Origin of the sequence: Aquimarina sp. MAR_2010_214, assembly GCF_002846555.1 — a bacterium.
In the GTDB taxonomy this organism is placed as follows: Bacteria; Bacteroidota; Bacteroidia; order Flavobacteriales; family Flavobacteriaceae; genus Aquimarina.
Window position 1 is genome coordinate 90,792 of sequence record NZ_PJMS01000001.1, and the last position, 19,411, is coordinate 110,202.

The 19,411-nt window shown below is 33.2% G+C and carries 15 protein-coding genes and 3 tRNA genes; 1 reads left to right on the forward strand and 17 read right to left on the reverse strand.

What is annotated here, in order from left to right:
* Positions 1-374: 374 nt before the first annotated feature.
* The 12 genes from ATE84_RS00335 to ATE84_RS00390 form a co-directional block, all read right to left on the reverse strand.
* Positions 375-2,945, reverse strand: coding sequence for a polynucleotide kinase-phosphatase (locus tag ATE84_RS00335; RefSeq protein ID WP_101444866.1), 2,571 nt, complete (start codon positions 2,943-2,945; stop codon positions 375-377).
* A 1-nt stretch (position 2,946) separates the two neighbouring features.
* Positions 2,947-3,450 (reverse strand): hypothetical protein, encoded by a 504-nt coding sequence (locus ATE84_RS00340; protein ID WP_101444867.1) that lies wholly within the window; start codon positions 3,448-3,450, stop codon positions 2,947-2,949.
* Complete coding sequence (locus ATE84_RS00345; protein WP_101444869.1) at positions 3,443-4,828, reverse strand: 3' terminal RNA ribose 2'-O-methyltransferase Hen1; 1,386 nt, start codon at positions 4,826-4,828, stop codon at positions 3,443-3,445. Before ATE84_RS00345 ends, ATE84_RS00340 begins: the two co-directional genes overlap by 8 nt.
* The gene (locus ATE84_RS00350; protein ID WP_101444871.1) at positions 4,829-5,245 is read right to left on the reverse strand and encodes a hypothetical protein; all 417 of its coding nucleotides are present in this window, start codon (positions 5,243-5,245) and stop codon (positions 4,829-4,831) included.
* A gap of 233 nt (positions 5,246-5,478) precedes the next feature.
* Positions 5,479-5,550 (reverse strand) — tRNA-Gln (locus ATE84_RS00355).
* Positions 5,550-5,624 (reverse strand) — tRNA-Lys (locus tag ATE84_RS00360). Before ATE84_RS00360 ends, ATE84_RS00355 begins: the two co-directional genes overlap by 1 nt.
* Before the next feature lie 7 nt (positions 5,625-5,631).
* Positions 5,632-6,954, reverse strand: coding sequence for a hypothetical protein (locus ATE84_RS00365; RefSeq protein ID WP_233195722.1), 1,323 nt, complete (start codon positions 6,952-6,954; stop codon positions 5,632-5,634).
* Positions 6,955-7,051: 97 nt separating this feature from the next.
* Positions 7,052-7,843 carry a hypothetical protein gene (locus tag ATE84_RS00370; RefSeq protein WP_101444872.1) on the reverse strand — a complete coding sequence of 264 codons (792 nt, stop codon included), beginning with the start codon at positions 7,841-7,843 and terminating at the stop codon, positions 7,052-7,054.
* A 15-nt stretch (positions 7,844-7,858) separates the two neighbouring features.
* Positions 7,859-8,917, reverse strand: coding sequence for a DNA polymerase beta superfamily protein (locus ATE84_RS00375; protein WP_101444874.1), 1,059 nt, complete (start codon positions 8,915-8,917; stop codon positions 7,859-7,861).
* Positions 8,914-9,648 carry a nucleotidyltransferase domain-containing protein gene (locus ATE84_RS00380; protein ID WP_101444875.1) on the reverse strand — a complete coding sequence of 245 codons (735 nt, stop codon included), beginning with the start codon at positions 9,646-9,648 and terminating at the stop codon, positions 8,914-8,916. Before ATE84_RS00380 ends, ATE84_RS00375 begins: the two co-directional genes overlap by 4 nt.
* 60 nt (positions 9,649-9,708) lie before the next feature.
* On the reverse strand, positions 9,709-10,419 hold the full coding sequence (locus ATE84_RS00385) for a hypothetical protein (protein WP_101444877.1): 711 nt from the start codon (positions 10,417-10,419) through the stop codon (positions 9,709-9,711).
* Positions 10,409-10,984, reverse strand: coding sequence for an RNA polymerase sigma factor (locus tag ATE84_RS00390; protein WP_158237144.1), 576 nt, complete (start codon positions 10,982-10,984; stop codon positions 10,409-10,411). Before ATE84_RS00390 ends, ATE84_RS00385 begins: the two co-directional genes overlap by 11 nt.
* A gap of 108 nt (positions 10,985-11,092) precedes the next feature.
* On the opposite strand from ATE84_RS00390, the gene ATE84_RS00395 reads away from it, so the two are divergent.
* The gene (locus ATE84_RS00395) at positions 11,093-12,103 is read left to right on the forward strand and encodes a YafY family protein (RefSeq protein WP_101444881.1); all 1,011 of its coding nucleotides are present in this window, start codon (positions 11,093-11,095) and stop codon (positions 12,101-12,103) included.
* Positions 12,104-12,555: 452 nt separating this feature from the next.
* Here the strand turns inward: ATE84_RS00395 and ATE84_RS00400 are convergent.
* The 5 genes from ATE84_RS00400 to ATE84_RS00420 form a co-directional block, all read right to left on the reverse strand.
* Positions 12,556-12,628, reverse strand: a tRNA-Met gene (locus tag ATE84_RS00400).
* A 187-nt stretch (positions 12,629-12,815) separates the two neighbouring features.
* Positions 12,816-12,998, reverse strand: a complete 183-nt coding sequence (locus ATE84_RS00405; protein WP_101444883.1) for a CPXCG motif-containing cysteine-rich protein — start codon at positions 12,996-12,998, stop codon at positions 12,816-12,818.
* Positions 12,999-13,586: 588 nt separating this feature from the next.
* Positions 13,587-14,957, reverse strand: coding sequence for a TolC family protein (locus ATE84_RS00410; protein WP_101444885.1), 1,371 nt, complete (start codon positions 14,955-14,957; stop codon positions 13,587-13,589).
* Positions 14,938-18,156, reverse strand: a complete 3,219-nt coding sequence (locus ATE84_RS00415) for an efflux RND transporter permease subunit (RefSeq protein WP_101444886.1) — start codon at positions 18,154-18,156, stop codon at positions 14,938-14,940. The genes ATE84_RS00410 and ATE84_RS00415 overlap by 20 nt, the downstream gene beginning before the upstream one ends.
* 2 nt (positions 18,157-18,158) lie before the next feature.
* Complete coding sequence (locus tag ATE84_RS00420; RefSeq protein ID WP_101444888.1) at positions 18,159-19,325, reverse strand: efflux RND transporter periplasmic adaptor subunit; 1,167 nt, start codon at positions 19,323-19,325, stop codon at positions 18,159-18,161.
* Between the last annotated feature and the right edge of the window lie 86 nt (positions 19,326-19,411).

The following is a 19,411-nucleotide window of genomic DNA, read 5'->3' on the forward strand; positions in this document are numbered from 1 at the left end:
ACACTAACTCTAGATAGTGAACCTTTTTGTATAGAAAAATCTCTCTCATCGGACTTCTTTAATAAAAACTGTACGTAAATGCTGTACGTAAACCTAAAAAATTGAAGGTTTTCAAGAAGAAAAAACATTCTAAAACCAAAATAACCCCTTCAATATGAAGAGGTTATGTAGTAGCGGGAACAGGACTCGAACCTGTGACCTTCGGGTTATGAGCCATTTCGGTTGCACCAAAACCCTTTTGATTATCAGTTGTTTAATTTTTTTGAAGTACCTAAAAACTTGCAAATACCTACAAATGGGTACTTTAAATAGGTACTTTTTTATGAAGTACCTATTTTGTAGAATTTAAAGCATAATTATAACTGGCTCTCAAATTATAATCTAGGATCCACTGGTTCACTCTCCATCGCTAAAACACCAAAAACACATTCATGAATATCCCTCAATGGAGCTTTATTTACAAATCTATCTAAAGCTTCAAGACCCAAACTGAATTCTCGTATTGCCATAGAACGTTTTTTAGACAATCCTCTGTTACGAAGGTTTTTTAAGTTTATATCTGTATCATAATCTGCTCCATAAATAATTCGTAAGTACTCTTTACCTCGACATTTGATTGCAGGTTGGATTAATCCTTTCTTTCCTTTAGTAATAAAATCAAAAGGCTTTACAACTATTCCTTCTCCGCCTTTTTGAGTAAGCTGTATCCACCAGTCTATAGCATCTGAGACTTCTTTTTCGTTGTCCAAATGAATTACTTTATATGACGTTGCTATTAATAAGCTATCCTTACTGGTTATATCTGCAATAGTATTCATATGCCATTGATGATCTTTATCAGTATGTACTTCCCCTTCTGTAGCCAAAAGATGAAAAGGAGCGATCTTATAATCTTCTATAGATTTTACATCCCAACAATATTGATTATATGCTTTTTTGAATTTAGTATTCAAATTTGACTGCTGCTTTGTTTTGTTCAATAAACTATTTAGTTCAGGGTGTTTTGACACTGCATTCTCTAGTTGTTTGGAAATTGCTTTTAATGCAATTTCACCAGCTGACCCAACTGCCGCATATTGATCTTCTATCAATTGCATTGCTTTTGCTGACCAAGGCATTAATTCACAATCAAAAATTGCCCAATCAGAACCAAAGGTATTCCAAAAATCATTTTTAGTCAATGCATCTCCGAATCTTCTAAGAATAGCTTGTTCTAATTCTAAATCTGTAAAAAAACCTCTTCCAGTTCGAGTATATATTTTCCCAATTCCTTCTCCAGTAATACCGAAACCTTTTGCAATAGCATCTTCATCCTTACCCACAACAAATACAGCTCGGGAGCCCATATGTTTTTCTTGGCAAACAATTTTATTCACACCTCTGGATTGATAATATTTGATCGCTTCTTCTGGATGTTCAAGATAATTTGAAATAGTGCTCGTTTCACTTGGTGACATTGTAGGCGGTAAATATGCTAACCATTTTGGGTTTACAGCAAATCGACTCATTACCTCTAATGCTGCAATGCTGTGTTCTTCTCTTATTGTAATTGTCTCATTATATTTAGTTTTGATATGTCTTTTTCCTGATACATCTTTAATATCAATGATATCATCATTTTCATGTTGTGCAGATAGATTATTTGTTTCTGGAACTAATGGTTTTTTAGATTCAGCATACACTTTTTTTGCTTTCACTTCTACCAATTCTTTTTCTGGATATCTTAGCGCAGTAAGTTTTCCTCCAAAAACACAACCTGTATCAATATCAATTGTTTTGTTTAGCCATTCTGCTTCTGGCACAGGTGTATGACCATAAACTACCATGGCTTTGCCTTTGTAATCTTTTGCCCAGTCTAATCGAACAGGCAAACCAAATTCATCAATTTCTCCAGTGGTATCTCCATACATACAGAATGATCTTACAGCTCCAGATCCTCTACCTTGCATTTCTTCTTTCAATCCGGCATGCGCTACCACTAATTTACCATTATCAAGGACATAATGACTGATCAATTTATCCAAGAATGCTTTTAACTCATCGATAAATTCCTGAGGTTCATTTTCTAATTGTTCCAAGGTTTCTGCCAAACCATGTTTGATTTGGACATTTCTACCACTTAGTTTCTTGTAAAGTTTACTATCATGGTTTCCACAAACAACATAGGCCTGATCATTCTTGACCATAGACATTACTAACCTCAACACCTCATTGGATGCCGGACCTCTATCTACTAGATCGCCCACAAAGATTGCTCTTCTATCAGCTGGGTTACTTACAGTATATCCGTAATTCTTATCCCTGTCTTTATGTGTAATTATTTTATACTCTAGTTTTTCCAGTAATTCTTTAAGCTCTGTAAAACATCCGTGAATATCCCCAATAATATCAAAAGGTCCTGTGATATGCCTTTTATTATTCCATAGCTTATCTTTGACAATTTCAATCTGTTCTACTTCTTCCGGAGAATTGATCACATGGATATATCGAAAACCTTCTCTTTTTAATTGTCTTAAAGACCTTTTTAATTGACTATGTTGGTTTCTAATCACATGGCCTCCAAAATTTCTATCGGGACGTTCTATATTTCTTTCCTGACAAATCTTTTTATCAATGTTTAAAACAATAGCTACAGGAAGTGTATGGAACTCTTTTGCTATTTGTAATAAAGGTTTCCTAGCATCTACCTGAACATTTGTAGCATCTACCACTGTAAGATTTCCTCGTTTTAATCGCTTTTTGATAATATAATGTGCTAACTCAAAAGCATCTTTTGTTGCTTCCATACTATTTTCATCATCAGATACTACTCCTCTACAATAATCTGAAGAAACAGTTTCTGTAGGTAAGAAATTTTGTTTAGCAAACGTCGATTTCCCCGAACCAGAGGTTCCGACTAAAACTACTAATGATAATTCTGGTATATGTATTTTTTTCTTTTCCATTTTATACGTATTTATTCATAATACTAATGAACTTCTCTTCATCTTTCCTTTTCTTTACTAAATCATCAAACAATGATCGATAATTAGTAATCTTAAGATCATTATTCTCTATTTGTACCATAATAGGATAGCCAATATTACTCTTAATTTTTCCATTTAGTATCCCTATATTCATAGTACTCAATTCTTCAAACTCAAGTATTGGTCCATATTGATTGCAATAAAATGACTTCATATTTAGATTAGGGACAATTGCATCTTCCATATGTTTATTCCATTTTTGATCTTTTCTGCCATAAATAAAAAATGCCTTTCCATGATTACTAGCATACCATTTCTTTAATTGGAAAATGTCTCTAATTCTAGTTATTAAGTTTTCAAAAATTAGATAACATGATATTCCAAATACTATATACGCTATTACTTTATTCAGTTGATAAACCCCAAAACTAATTGCCGTCCATATAGCAATTGCCCTAAAAAAATTATAGATCGTTTTATTCATTTTTCTTCGTCTTAAAAATTGCCATTTGACTTGCCCCTCCATACTTCTTATCCACTTCTCCAAGTGGTTTATACGAAACCTCATAATCAAATGTTTCTGCAATTCTATCCCCCCAGGTTTCAAACTCTTTCCTAGTCCATTCGAATCTATGATCCGAGTGGCGCATTTGCCCTACGGACATTCCTTCGAACAATACATTGTATTCTTTGTTTGGGGTGGTGATGATTACATTTTTTGGTTTTGCATATTTGAAAACCACTTTTTCTAAAGCTTGCAACCTCGGTTCATCAAGATGCTCAATAACTTCGACCAATGACGCCCCTTCAAAACCAGCAATACGATCATCTTTATAGTTCAATGAACCATGAATCAAATCAATTTTATTTTTTTGATATTCTGACATTCGATCCCAATACAGCCTTTTTTTTGCGATCTCTAAACTTCTATAAGATATATCCATTCCCAACACCTTTTCGAACTGTTTCTCCTTCAGTAACAATTTTAATAGTTTTCCTTCTCCACAACCTAAATCCACTACAGTTTTGATATCAAGTTTTTTAAGTTCTTCTGCAACAGTCTCTAATCTAATTTGATGTAATGATATCTTTTCTTCAGTTTCTATTGGAATGATTTCATCAGTTTCTCCAATAAGTTGATCTAATGCCAGTCTGGTGTAACTTTTTTTAAACTTCAGGTACTTTTTAGTGATCAATTCTTTTGCGGGATGGTCTTTTAACCATTCACCTCCCTTGTCTAATAACTTTTGAACTTCGTCTTCACTTACATAATAATGTTTGTTATTATCTAGGACAGGAAGCAACACATACAGATGGGTCAATGCCCCTTTTAAGATAATCTCGTTATGCTGTAGTTTCACATTAAAATACGGACTGCTCCCCCAACCTGGGTTTGAAGCATCCAACTGCTCTTCTTCTACATCAATAGTATACCCTAAAGGTTCAAAGAAATCGATAATTTGTGATTTCCCTTTTCTTGACTTAACCGCCGCTACTTCTATCTCTAAAGAAAGTTTTTCATCAACAAGTTCAGGTCTTTTATTACACTTACCATTAAGCGCACTCCCTAAAAATTTTGAAATAGCCGTGGTAAGAAAAGAGGAAGCTACATAAGATCTGTCATTTACATAATGTCCCAGTTTAAAAGATGCATTATAATTCTCTTTAGTGGTTCTAGCAAGATGTACACTATTAATCTCTATGTGCATTGCAAAACTGCAATGTTCTTCTGATACTTCCGGATATAACATATGTACTGCTCCGTAAGGTAATTGTTCTATTTGATATCTATCTGGATGTTTATGTAGTAAGAAGCCTAAGTTGCTTGCACTATTTCCTTTTGAAGTAATTTTTAGTAACATCTATGTAAACTTTATTTTTACATTTCCCCAAACTTCCCTAATATAAGGAGTTATGGAAAAAACATTATTAATATCTTTCTCATCTGGTAAACTCCAATATTTAATTATGGAATAATGCAGATAACATTCTTTTTCTAATATGGTTTTACAAATATTCCAATTCTCTTCAGTTTCTTTATCAAAATCAGAAATATGATCATCAAAGGAAGAGACTATTAATCCCATCAATGTGAATTTATCATCATCATTATTTAACTCCGTTTGATAAACTTTGATAAAATCTTTTATTCTGCCAAAATCGGACACCACAAGCTCCCAATCTTGCATAGTATTATCCCAATATAAGCCAAACCTTTTGGCTAATTTTTCTTCTGAGAATCCGCTTGGGTATCTTATGTATTGTTCTTTTGTATTCATATTTTTCAAAATCTTATAGTCTATCGATCTTACATCTTAAAAAAGATTTCAAGAGCATTTTTTTTGTCTAAATCCAATGTTTTATCCTTTTTTAAACTACTGCGACTTATGGGTTGCACAGAGGGGATTCGAACCCATATCTTTGGATTATTTGATAAAGTTGCACTATTACTACGCAATTATTTTACGTAGTAAAAAAAGATTCAATATAATTTTTATTGAATCCTCTATTCGTCTGGGAACAGGATTCGAACCTGCGTCCACTCGGTCCAGAGCCGAGCGCTCTACCGCTGAGCTATCCCAGAGAATGAGAGTAGGATTCGAACCTACGTCCATTCGGAGTAAGAGCCGAACGTTCTACCGCTGAACTATCTCATTCTTTTTCTCTACTTACCAGAAAAGAACTTTTCTTTCTTAAGTATTGTAGCTAAATATGGATTAAATATTGTTACTCCATGAACTAATTCTGGTGTTGGTATAAACTCTGAAACACTATGGGTTTTTGGAGCAATCCATCCAGATTTCTCTGGATCCAAATTTGCTTTTTCACAAATCTCTATCACCATTTTTTTGTTACAATATTTCTCACCATTAAAAACCTCCCAAGGTAGGGGTAGCTTATTCCATACTTGTGTATTAGAGTCTAAAGCACCTCCAGAGCTTATATGCCAAGCCACCACATCTCCTGCCATTAATCTTAAAACTTTTCCAAAACAGATAGTATCAAGTATCGATTCTAAACCTAGCGAGTACACAATATTCATCCAAACATCACGAGCTTTATTCCAAGCTCCGGCAGTATTATTCCAGGTAGAAGAATCATTCCCTCTTTTTACCACCATCGTTTCTCTATTAATATCGTTCTCATTCCATAATTTTTTTAATAAAGTCGATATTTCCTCAATAGTAGTAGTCCATTTACCCAGTAACATTCCCTTTTCATTGTCAGTTAATTTATCGAGAACTCTTTTTACAGGATATACATACGATATCGTGTAGAAATTTGCAGTCTGATTATTTTTTAAAAAACCACTAACAGTAGCCTTTTTAAATAACATATCCGCAATCTCATCGTAAGGTTTCTGTTGTCCTGTGATCGTAAATTCACTCCTTAAATTACATCTAGATGTATAATACGCTATAAAACATGCTGAAAATTTGTCCTTGACAAAATCTTCTAACTCTATATGATGTACCAAACCATGTTTAGCAATTTTTTGAAATTCTGTTTTTTTAATTTCTTGTATAATCTTATTTAGTTTTTTCTCTAATCTTTTAAGATGGCGAAAAAGCTTATTATATCTCCTTTTTGAAATATCAAAACCTAATTCTAATCGTTCTTTTCTATTAAGCCTATCCGACATCAAATTATTTTGACCAAATTCTTTTCCAATGAGTTTAGACATTTGCTTAATGAAGATTTCAATCTCTTTAGGATCAACAAAATCAAAGTTATCGAAATCATAAGAAGCTTTAAAAACCTCAACCGCTTTTCTAATTTGTTTTTCCGCTCCAATAGGTTCTGAAAAACTTTCCAGCATTGAGGTATACTTCCAAAAACTTTTTACCAATGACTTTCCTGAAGCTTTTCTCAAAGTTTTCATTTCCGAACGATTTAAATCTTCATTTAGAATGACCTCTATCATTTCTGCTACATCCTCTGGTCTCTTCCTTTGATTTAATGTTCTATGTAAATTTTCTAAAGTCATTATCTTTTCATTTTTATTATAGCACAAATGTCTAAACATACTACGCGATTATTCTGCGTAGTATGTACTTTGATCAAATTTTAAAATTATTTAGATTTTAAGCTTCACTAAATATCATCTTAATGGTTGAATTTAAATGACTTTTTAAAACTTCTATTTTTCCCTCTTCTTGATATTCTGGTTTCAATTCTTTATTAGCTCCTTCTTGATTCAAATATTGATAAAAACCTATTAAGAAAAAGGATTGTAGAATTAAGTTATTATGAGTAATAAGTTCTTCCATATCTGATTTAAATTCTTTTGACTCAAGTTGTATCTTTTTTGAACTGTTTAAATGTTTAAAGAAAGGAGGAATTGGCTCTTTTAATGGATATCCATCTTTGTGCTTGACACAGTTGCATATCCAGTTTACCTTGTATGTTATAGGAAAATTATATATTGTTTTTCTTAATTCGATATCAAATTCTTTTTTCAAATAATCTTTGATTGGAATAAAATTGTTATCAAAATCTAATTCCTTAAAGAATTCATCCATTAATATAGGGAGTCTCTTGATATAACTTTCATATTTATGATATGCGCCTACATATCCTAATCGAATAGTTTCATAATAATTTTCATTTAACTCCTCTTCTGTGATATGAAAGTATTTTTTGTATTTGGAGTGTTTTATCTCTTTTTTTACTGCAATTGCTGATTTTTTAGATGCTGGAACATAATACTGCACAAATAATTTTTGATATGAATCAAATTCTGAAACTAACTTAACTACAAAATTAAAAAGTTTATTTCCTAAAGGATCAGTTTGGGTTAGCTCAAAATTTCTAATTTTAGAAAATTGTTCTACCAGATTTTCAAATAACTTATCAATTGAGTTTTCTTTTTTCATTCTCTGTTTTCCTTTTTATTTTGAATTATAAAATTCATTCCTAACTTTAGCTAATAACTCATTTACACGACTTAAGTATGGTCGTTCTATTAAATCAGACTTTTCATAAGAAATTTCTAAACTTTCCTTTAATTCCTCTGCTTTATTGACCAATTCATCATACTCAAAATCTCCATTTTTTATTCCTAATAAACAATCCCGATCTGGTCTTCTTACATTTACTGTACCTTCTTCTGCAATTTCTTTTGCCATATGTAGTAATCGAAATGTATGCATCATATTTTTGGTATCGTAATTTTTTCCATGTGCAACATTGTTATTATAGCGTTCTTCATTTCTTTTTTCTACCCAAATCCAGTATTCTTTATATTTTTTGCAATAGGAAGAGTATCCATCAACATTAAAATATAACATTGCAATTGGTTGTTCTGCTTTAGCAACAGAACTTAAACAAACTTCATTAGCATTATTTCTTGCTACCCCTTGGTATCCTTTTGCTGATCCATAAAAGAGATTATAACAATCTTTCATATGTGGAATTTTGACTAATCCACAATATTCAGCTTCAAGCTCTTTAATTTCTAGAAACTCTCTAAGTATAATAGATTGTTTTTCTGTTCTAACATAACAAAAATCTAAAACAGATTTTCTTTCTTTCTCTACAGGGTTTACAATCTTTTTATTAAGTCCTCTTGCTTTTTTGATCTGAGTATATGCATAATTCGCAAAGGTATTTTTACATAGTTTCGATAAAAAACACTCCATTTTTATCTGATCAAAAATTGGATCTTTGATTAGTACACAGTCTTCTGGCACGTTCAACAATTCGAGGATATTAGGATTGTTTTTTGATAATAACTCAATGAACTTTCTTAATTCATAATAAACAATATCATTTGTATCATTATTGATTTGTTCTACATACTCTAAAGAATAGAATTGTTCTTTTGGCACTATAAAAACACCTCGTATATCCGTATCTGATGAAGCGGTAGCAAGTCCATATGCTCTACTACCGCTAATACATTCAAAAATTATATTTCCCGAAGCCTTAAGTTCTTCTACAGTTTTCATCTTGTTAATTCTTTATATAAAAAGCTATCTACCCTTTCTGCATCTGGTTTGCCAGATGGCAGTGATTTCGCATACTTATTATTAACAGCTATTGTTTCCGAAACAAAACGTATTACTTTTTCATTCCTTGGGTGTAGATAACCTTCATCATTTTCTGATTTTATATGCATCAATGTTCTTATTTCGTTGGCCAGTTCATCAGATATTATAGGTAGCATTTCACTAAAAACTACTGGAGGCATTGTTTTTTGTTCTAGTATCCATTTGCCAGCCATTGAAGTTCTTAATGCATAAAACAAGCTCTTCAATTTCACTGTGTCACCTACTAATTTTTCTTCATATTTTTTGCTCATACTTAAATAATGGAACATACAAGCGATAGGAGAAAAGCATTCTAAAGCGATACTTCTTAGTTCTGAAACCAATAAATCTTCTCCCATATATAGTATTGGAGAGAATAAATGCTCTAAAGCAGGAACATTCGACTTTTTAAGTAACCGTAGGCTTTTACGGAGTTCCCAACCTACGGCATCAAAATCTCCATCCATGATATCTATAGTATCTTTTCTCTCAGATACGGAAAGATACCATTCTAAGGGTTTGGTATATAAAAAACGTACATCATAATCACTGTCTGGAGAAGCAAAGCCCCACGCTCTGCTTCCTGATTCACAAGCATAATTTATGTTAACATTATACTTTTCTTCTATATTTTTAAGTTTTGTTCTCATTTTTCTTTAATTACAATACAAAGATGAAGCTCTACTACGCAATCATTTTACGTAGCTGCTCTAACTAAATGTAATAGTGTATTTATTTTCTAAAATTGTATGTGCTATAACTATTCTATTTGCCAATGCAGCATTTTCAGTTTTAAAGAATATATCTTCAACTTTGGATAACACTATTTCCGATGATAGCCATTCTGATACCTTATTGTATTTTTTATCGCTTAGCTTAAAATTAAATCCATTCAGAACTCCTTCAACAATAAAAAGTGTAGATTTCAATGTTTCTGACTTTGACCATTCTGATAAAGCCATATCTAAATAACCATATTTTAATATAATATCCAGAACTCCATCAATTTGATAATCTGTCGTGTTTTTATCATTGATAATGCTATACCAAAGTACAGTGAAGTAATCTTCAATTGCATTTTGCTCTTCAATAGGCCAGGTTTCCCATTCTGAATAATTTAATTTCTCAAAATAGGTAAAATCAAACAAAAAATCGCTTTTAGGATACTGCATTAATTCTAAAATTCTTGGTAGGAAATGTTTATAATCTTCTATAGTACCAAAAGTAGAAATTGCAGATCTCGAAAAATGCCCTAATTCATTTTCTGATAATTGCTTTAACGGCTTCATAACGATTTCCCTGATTTCTTCATCAGTTACACAACAAGGACAACTATGATCTCTTAATTTGATTACATCCAGATGGTATTTACTAAAAACATTGTATAGATTGTCGATAGCTTTATCTAGTCTAGTTTTCATAATTATACTTTAGTTCTTTGTAAATAGGATCTTTTTCAATCATTTCCAGTAGTTTCTTTTTTGACTCAAACTTCTTTTTTCTAACATAACTTTCAGTATATCCAGTTAATTTTGCTATTTCTTTCATAGTTTTTCTCTCTATATAAAGCCTTAATATCATTTGATCTACATCATTAAGTTTCAAGAAATATTTTCGATATAAATCTTCTCGTTCTTTATACTCAATATTCTTTAGGACTACATCAATCATTTCATTACAATCATTATTTATGTTTTCACTAAACTTCAATCTACTTTTTTTACGTAATCTATTCCTCCACATATTTTTACAAACCCCATAGAAATATGAATTCAAAGAACACCTTAACTCTAAATTACCACTTGAAAGTTTTTGATAAACAAGTACTAATGCATCTTGAAATATATCTTCCACATCATCTTCATTTCCTTTGTTTTGAAGAATAAGTTTTCTTATGTACTGATAATTTTTTTTATAAAAGAACTTGATAATGGTTGTATCTCCCTTCACAATTCCTTCAACGATTTTGTAATCCTCATTGTTCACTAGTCCAAATTTTATAACATTTCTAACTAAGGGTCAAAAATCAAAAAGTATTACGCAGTATTTTTGCGTAGTAAAAAATAATCTCTATTTTTCCACAAAATTCTAGACATGGCATTAAACAAAAACGCATTAATTCGTTATAAAACTATTGATAAATGCTTACAGAATAATAATCACCAATGGACATTGGACAAATTAATCGAAGCTTGTTCTGATGCATTATATGAGTACGAAGGAAAAGATACTCATGTAAGTAAAAGAACTGTGCAACTAGATATACAAATGATGCGCAGTGATAAATTAGGTTACAATGCTCCTATAGTCGTTTATGATCGTAAATATTATAAATATGAAAGTCCTGATTTTTCGATTACTGATATCCCACTTACCGAAAATGATATGAGTGTGCTGAGCGAAACTGTAGAAATGTTAAAACAGTTTAAAGATTTTTCACTTTTCACAGAGTTAGGAGGTATCATACAACGTTTGGAAGATAAAGTCTATACAGAAAAAACCAAAAATAAGTCTATTATTCACATGGATAGGAATGAAAATCTTAAAGGTCTTCATTTCCTAGATGAACTCTATCAGGCAATTTTAAAGAAGGTGGTACTTAAACTTGATTATAAGTCATTCAAGGCTAAATCTGCTAACATCATTACATTTCATCCATACATATTAAAAGAATTTAATAATCGATGGTTTTTGATTGGAAAAAGGACTGGAGCAAGAGGAATTTCAAATCTGGCTTTAGATCGAATTATTAGCATTGATTATGATTTTAAGCTTTCATATTTTGAAGCTGATTTTGATCCCGATCAATTTTATAAAAATGTGATAGGTGTAACTGTTAATCAGGGAGAGCGCCCTACTCCAGTCAATATTTATATAAATGCATACAATGCGCCATATGTTATAACAAAACCATTACATCATTCCCAAATACTCCAACAGCAAAATGATGATGGTAGTATTATAATAAGTATCAAAGTGAAAATTAATTTTGAACTGGAACGGTTATTATTAGGCTTTGGGGAGAGTATTGAGATATTACAACCAGAGCGACTTCGTAAACGAATTGTTAAAAGGCTTAACGAGGCAAATGAATTATATCTGTAAGCTTTTATACTAGGAAATGAGTACTATATCTGAAGTTTACAGTATTTAAGAACTTATATTCTTTAAATAATTCACAAACTTAATTAATACCCTTTCTTTTCTACCTCTAAAAATAAGTAAACATATTTATTTACAACTTTTCGAGTTAGAAATAGACCGATCTAAATTCCTCATTTTACAGCAACTACAAATTCTTGATTTTCAGCTATCAGATATAAAAACTGTAAAAATGGGTACTTCGTTTAGGTACTTCAAAATGTGTTCCTATACACAAAAAAACACATAAACGCATTACAACCAAATAGTTGACACACTTACCTTCTAAAATAATGTATTTGAAACCTCCGGGAGAATCGCACGAAAGGTTCACTATTATTAAGAAAAAACAGGTAAAACATCACAAAAACAAAAAAAGCTAAAACATTTTAGATCAATGTTTTAGCCTTTGCTAGTAGCGGGAACAGGACTCGAACCTGTGACCTTCGGGTTATGAGCCCGACGAGCTGCCTACTGCTCTATCCCGCGATGTATATTATGTAAATCAGAAATCTGATTTGTAAATTTCATTTTATAAAGAACTGCCGATTATATCCTGTTCATATCTCATCTTGTAATCGGAGTGCAAATATACAACCATTTTTAGTTTAAACAATACTATTTTCACTAAAAAAATCAAAAATATTGTAATCCTCTTGCAATAAGCTATTTATCGTTATTGTTCGAGATTCAATGCTTCAAAAGATACTAATTCCTGATCCTCAAATCGTGGATGCAACTCCATAGGGTTACAACACACTTCACAGTCTTCAACATATACCTGATATGGTACAGAAGGATCCAGAAGCATCGATATTTCCTCCCAGCAATAGGGGCATTGAAAATGGTGTTCGAACATAAACTAAATATAATACCTCTTATTCTTTTGTGTAATCAAGAGTTCAATTTTAACAATTTTTATTAAAAAACCTCATAAAACCATCAAAAAGGTACTTATATAAGTGGGTGGTGGTACTTACTATAGTGGGGGTACCCTCTTCAACAAGTGGGTGTATCTTGTTGCTATACAACACATACCCACTTCTGAAGTCCCTGGGAGGTACTTCAAACAGAGGGCAGGCCAAGTAAAAAGAGAGGCAGCACCGAGCTCTGAGAGAGGACCATCCTCTGTTTGAAGTAGGGGGTCCCCACTTCTATAAGTGGGAGGGGGTACTTATCACGTACCCCCTCTCTATTAAAAATTCTTATTTTTTTAACATTAGAGAAGAGGTTATAACTTAATATTTGGATAAAAACACCTGCTATAGTATAATGACTAGACAAGAAAAACTTATATCTATAATTACTTCTCGATAGTCCTGCTGAGCTTGTCGAAGTGCAATTTTTCTTCAAAAAATTACTCGAAGTGACCTTAGTTTTTCGACAGGCTCAGAGTGACACGTTTTCGCATCACATTGCTTGTTATATCATTAGCTCGAAGGTAGCGTTAAAATTCTATATTAAGTAGTTGCCCCGTTAACTGTAATAGCTGAAGTTCTGCAATTTTAGCATCGTATTTTGCCGAATTCTTATTAGTCTCTGCCAAAATCAGATTGATCTGCGCCTGCCTGAATTCTATAGAAGTTATTTGTCCCAGTTTAAAACGCTCCTGAGAACGCTCAAAATTATTTTGATTCGTGATTACATTCTGCTGCTGAATCTCATACACACTCAAACGGTTTTCATAATTCCCCAGTGCATTGGCAATATCTCTATTTACTTCTTTCTCTATTTGACTTTTTATAATTTCCTGATTATCCAATGCGATTTTTGCATTTTTTACTCTGGTAATCGTATTTCCTCCGTCAAAGAGATTCCAGGTAAGACTTACTCCTGCTCCTAGTGTGTAAGTATCTGATACATTACCAGGGAAGAATGTCGATGGTGGATTTCGGCTTTCATTCCAACCATAAGATCCCGTTAATCCAATCGAAGGTAAGTACCCAGATTTACTCACTTTAATATCATAATTGCTAATTCGAATGTTACTTTCATTTTGCAAAAGTGTTATGTTATTCTCTGTCGATTTTGATAGGTACTCCTCTACCTCTAATTTTGGGATAAATTTTATAATGGTATCTACCTCAAATTCATACGCAAGGTCATTATCTAAAATCACATTCAGGTCTCTTTTTGTATTTACTAATTGTTGTCTTGTATTTAGTAAATTAATACTATCATTGGCAACATCAACTTCTGCATTAAGCACATTAAGTTTTGTATTCTGGCCATACTCAAACTGATACTTAGATCTTAGAATACGTTCTTTCGAAATACGAAGTGTTTCTTCGAGAATTTCTACATTTTCAGACAACCTGGCTACTTCATAGTATACAGAGAACAATTGCAAGATTGTATTTTCTATAGTCTCTCTGGCTTGTAGTTCTGTGAGGTTATATTGCTCTTTTAATCTTTTATAATTATAAAATCGCCCTAAACCATCAAATAACGTATAATTAAGGTTTAATCCTGCATTATACCGTTGTGTTTCGGCATCTTCGATCTTGATATCTGTTCGTGGTTCTCCCGTGTTCTGATCTATCGCTCCCTGAAAATTAGTATTCGATGTTGCCGATTGATAATTTGCTCCGGCATTACCGGTTAACGTAGGCAAGTATCCAGAATTGAGCACTCCTTTATTGTTTTTTGCTACTTCTATGTTATTGGTAGCGATCAATATTCCAAAGTTATTTTCTAAGGTGAGTCGTATGGCTTCCTGCTTTGTTAATTGCTGACTGGTTACATTTCCAGAAATCAAAAACAGAAAGAATACTAATTTTAGTATACCACTTCCTTTGCTATTGATGATGCTCTTCATTCTCTTCTTTTTGTTCTTTTATAGCGCGTTCTACTTCTTCTTTGGTAATCTTGTTTCCGGTAACTAACCACTTGGTTCCTACTTTCACATTATTACTAAATGATAAAAATAAAGGTAACAGCAATAGGGTTAATACGGTCGCAAAACCAATCCCATAGGCAATAGAAATGGCCATAGGTTTTAAAAATTGCGCTTGCCTGCTTTTTTCTAACAGTAATGGTGCTAATCCAGCAATAGTAGTAAGTGAGGTAAGAAAAATAGCTCGAAAACGTGATCTTCCTGCCTGATAAATTGACTCGTCAAAACTCAACCCCTCTCGAAGATTACTATTAAATTTCCCAATAAGTACCAAGCCATCATTAACCATAATCCCTATGAGAGCAATAATACCTAACATGGATAATATATTGATAGGAAAATTATGTGCCCAATGCCCTAAAGCTACTGCTGGTAAACTTAATGGAATAAGTAACAGGAGTAATAATGGTTGACTATAGCTTCTAAACGTAAATGCAATGGTTATATAAATCAATGCAAGTACGGTAAGCCCCACAGGTCGCAAAGATCCCAAAAGTTTACCTGCTTCTCTATTTTGCCCTTCATAAGATGGTGTTACCGTTGGATATTTAGAAATAATCTCTGGCATAGTCACCGTACGAATTTCTTGTAATATATCTGTCGCACTGGTAGTTTCTGCATCTTTTAAATCTGCAGAAATCTGTATTTCACGACGTCCTTCGAGATGATTAACTGCTACATCACCTCTTTCTATGCTATACGTTGCAATTTCATTAAGTGGTACTCGTTCTCCACTAATTGTAGTAATACGCATATCATCAAGATTAGATATCGAAGAACGATTATCCCGATCATATCGAACCCAAACTCTAATTTCATCCTGCCCACGTTGGAAACGTTGTGCCTGCACTCCGAAAAATCCTGCGCGAACCTGCGTCATAATATCCCGAAGATTTAACCCCAGTAAATATGCGTTTTCTTTTAATTCTATGCGAATCTCTTTAATTCCTGCAGGGTCATTATCTGTAACATCTTTCAGTAATGAATTATTAACTAATGCTCCTTTTAATTCAGCTTTAGCAGCTTTCAGCTCTGCTATATTATTCCCTAATAATGAAACTGAAACCGGTCTTCCCCCAAAATTACCTCCACTACCATACACAAGGCTTTCTACACCAGCTACTTCTCCCATTTTTTCACTTATAAGGTCTGTAACCATAGCCGATCCTACTGCATCTGGGCGCTCTTCTCCTGGTAGTAAATTAACAACTAGTGAAGCCGAAGACGATCCGGGACCTATATTGGTAATCACATTTTTGAATAATTTCTTACCTGTATATTCGGGTCCCTTTAGGTATTGCTCTGTTAGTTCTTCATTCGTTTCCCAAGCTTTTTCTGCTATCAAAGAGATGATACTATCTGTTATCTTTTCATTGGTTCCGTTGGGCATTGCCAGGTTAATTGATACTCGATCACTTGCTATCTGAGGAAAAAAAGAAGTTCGAACAATTCCTCCTCCTACAGTACCTATCGTTAGAAAAAGAAGGACAATAAAAAGCGAAAACGTAAAGAGTTTATTTTGCAATGAAAAGCGTAATGCCGGGCTATAGATTTTATCTCGTAACCATCGCATAATAGCATCTCCAAACGTATTGATATATCGTAATTTTGCAAATAGTTGTCCAATTCCTGTTTTAGGTTTTGAATCTTGTGGTTTAAGCGCTTTAGAATGTGCTAAATGGGCCGGTAGAATAATCAAAGCTTCGATCAGAGAAACTGTTAATGTGAGAATTACAACTACAGAAACCTCTCCAAAAAATTCTCCTATACGACCATCTAAAAACAGAAAAATACCAAAAGCAAGTATCGTAGTAATAATAGCCGAAATAATGGGCGGTATTACTTCCATAGTACCATCTATTGCTGCCTGCACCGGGGTTTTTCCTTTTTCGTAATGTTGATAAATATTTTCTGCTATTACAATACCATCATCTACCAGAATCCCAATTACGATGATCATTCCGAATAGGGATAATACATTTATAGTCACATCAAATGAGCCTGCAAAAATAAACATCCCCAAAAAGGCTACGGGAAGCCCAAAAGCTACCCAAAATGCTAAGCGTGTATTAAGAAATAAGGATAAAAAGGCGAGTACCAGCAACATTCCGATAATAGCATTTTCTGTTAGAAGTTCTGTACGTTGTACCAGTGTAATAGATCGGTCACTAATCACATTAAGTTGTACGTTGTTATACTTCTGATTAAATTCTGCTATGTACTCTTTTGCTTTTTCTGCTGAAGAAATAAGGTCTTCTGTATTGGTGCTTGTGATTTCGACATTAACCGCCAAATCTCCATTAAAATAGGTAGCATTAGCGGTTTCTGAAAAACGATCACGTATCTCTGCTATATCTTTAAGGCGTATCACACTTCCTGAAGCATCTGCACGTACGATCAGGTTAGAAAGCTCATTACCATAATACGAACGATTATTTGCTCTGATTAGATATTCTTCTGCATCTGTTTTTATGGTCCCTCCGGTAGTTAGAATATTGGCTCTACTTACTGCTTGCGCTACTTCACTAAAACTAAGGTTATATGCTAATAGATTTTTTTCATTTATGGCGATTTCAATTTCTTCTGCAGGATAACCACTCACAGAAATCTGAGAAATCCCTTCTATCCCGCGAAGATCATTTTCTACCTGTCTTGCAATCTCTTTAAGAGTAACCAATGGTATATTATCTCCGCTTATAGAAAAATTGATCGTCGGTCGAATTGCTTCTCGTTTTGCAACTACCAAGGGCTCCATACCCGTTGGAAATGAAGGTACTCGATCTACTGCATTTTTTACTTCTAACAGCATGAAATCGATGTTCTTTCCTTTTTCGATTTCAACATTTATAGTTCCATTATTTTCTCTCGAAGTTGAGGTTACCCGTTCTATCCCATCCAACCCTTTTAGGTTATCCTCTATCTTAAGCACAATCCCTTCTTCTACTTCTAATGGAGAAGCTCCTGGATATATAATATTTATAGTGATATTTTTGGAATCAATTAGTGGAAAAAATGAAGATTTTAAGGATAGTGCTCCTACAATTCCAAATGCAAAAAATGCAAGTACAATCACATTTACCGCTACGTGATATTTAATAAAAAAAGCAATAATTTTACGCATCACTATTGTTTTTTAGCTGTACTAGCAGAACTATCACTATGCACATTATTATTTACTTTCTTTTCCTGGTAGATCTTGATCAGCATTCCTGCATATGCTCCCGGAACACTCTTGGATAAAATTATGGTTTCTTCAGGAATTCCCTTCAGCACCACTTTTTTATCAGAAAAATATACCGGTTTTACATTGATAATATCAAGAATACTATCTCTTACTACAAATATCTTATCTCCTTCCTGAAGCAATCCTCTTTCAATTTCGATAGCATTTTCTTCTTTCTTAGCATCAAGATTGGCTTCGAGATACATACCTTCTCTAAGAGACGGGTCTGCTACTTCGATAAAAGTTGTGATCGTCTGGGTGGCTTGATTAACACTACTATTAATTCTAGATACCTTTCCTGTAAATGTCTTTGTTTTATTAAGGTTAGAAAGTTCTACAGATTCCCCAACACGAAGCAGATCTCCATATTCTTTCCCGATAGCAACCTGCATTTCATATACTTTGGTATCGATGTACTCTCCTAATTTTTGTCCCTGGCGAATTAACGTCCCCTCGGTTACCAGAGCTTCGGTAAGCACCCCATTAAAAGGGGCAGAGATGGTATATTTTGCCAATCGCTGCTCCAGGTTTTTCACATTGTAATAGGTGGTATAAATATTTCTTCCTGTTATAAAATATTTTTCTTTTTCTGAAGTAACTTCTGGCAGTTTTGGTGTGGCTTTACTCATGTCAAAGGTATTGAGATATCCTTGCCATTTTTCATAAATATCTGGATAATCCAATCGCAAATCCGGCATAATAGAGGTGACCAGATTGTATAAATTACTCTTGGCAGATTGCACACTAGCATAATATTCTGATGCATCAATCCTTATCAATGCTTGTCCTCTTTGATATTTTTGCCCTGTTTTAAATAAGTGAGTTCCCCCTTTAAAAATCCCCTGAACTTCGGCGTACAGTTCTAATCTTCTTTTTGCAGTTAAATTACCATTTGCTGCAATTTGTATAGGAATAGTTTTATTTTTTACCGTATCTACAAAAACAGTTTTTATCACTTTTGCAGGTTTGGGTCTAAATCTTTTTTTACTGTCTATTATTGTTCTGGCACCAAAATACGCTGCCACAATCAAAAGTATCCCAAGGATTGAAAGTATAATTTTTCTCATAGTATATCTGTAACCACACTTTTTGTAGAATCGCTACAAAACTATCAACCACACCCTTGGAATGCAGTTAAAGAACTCATAAAAGT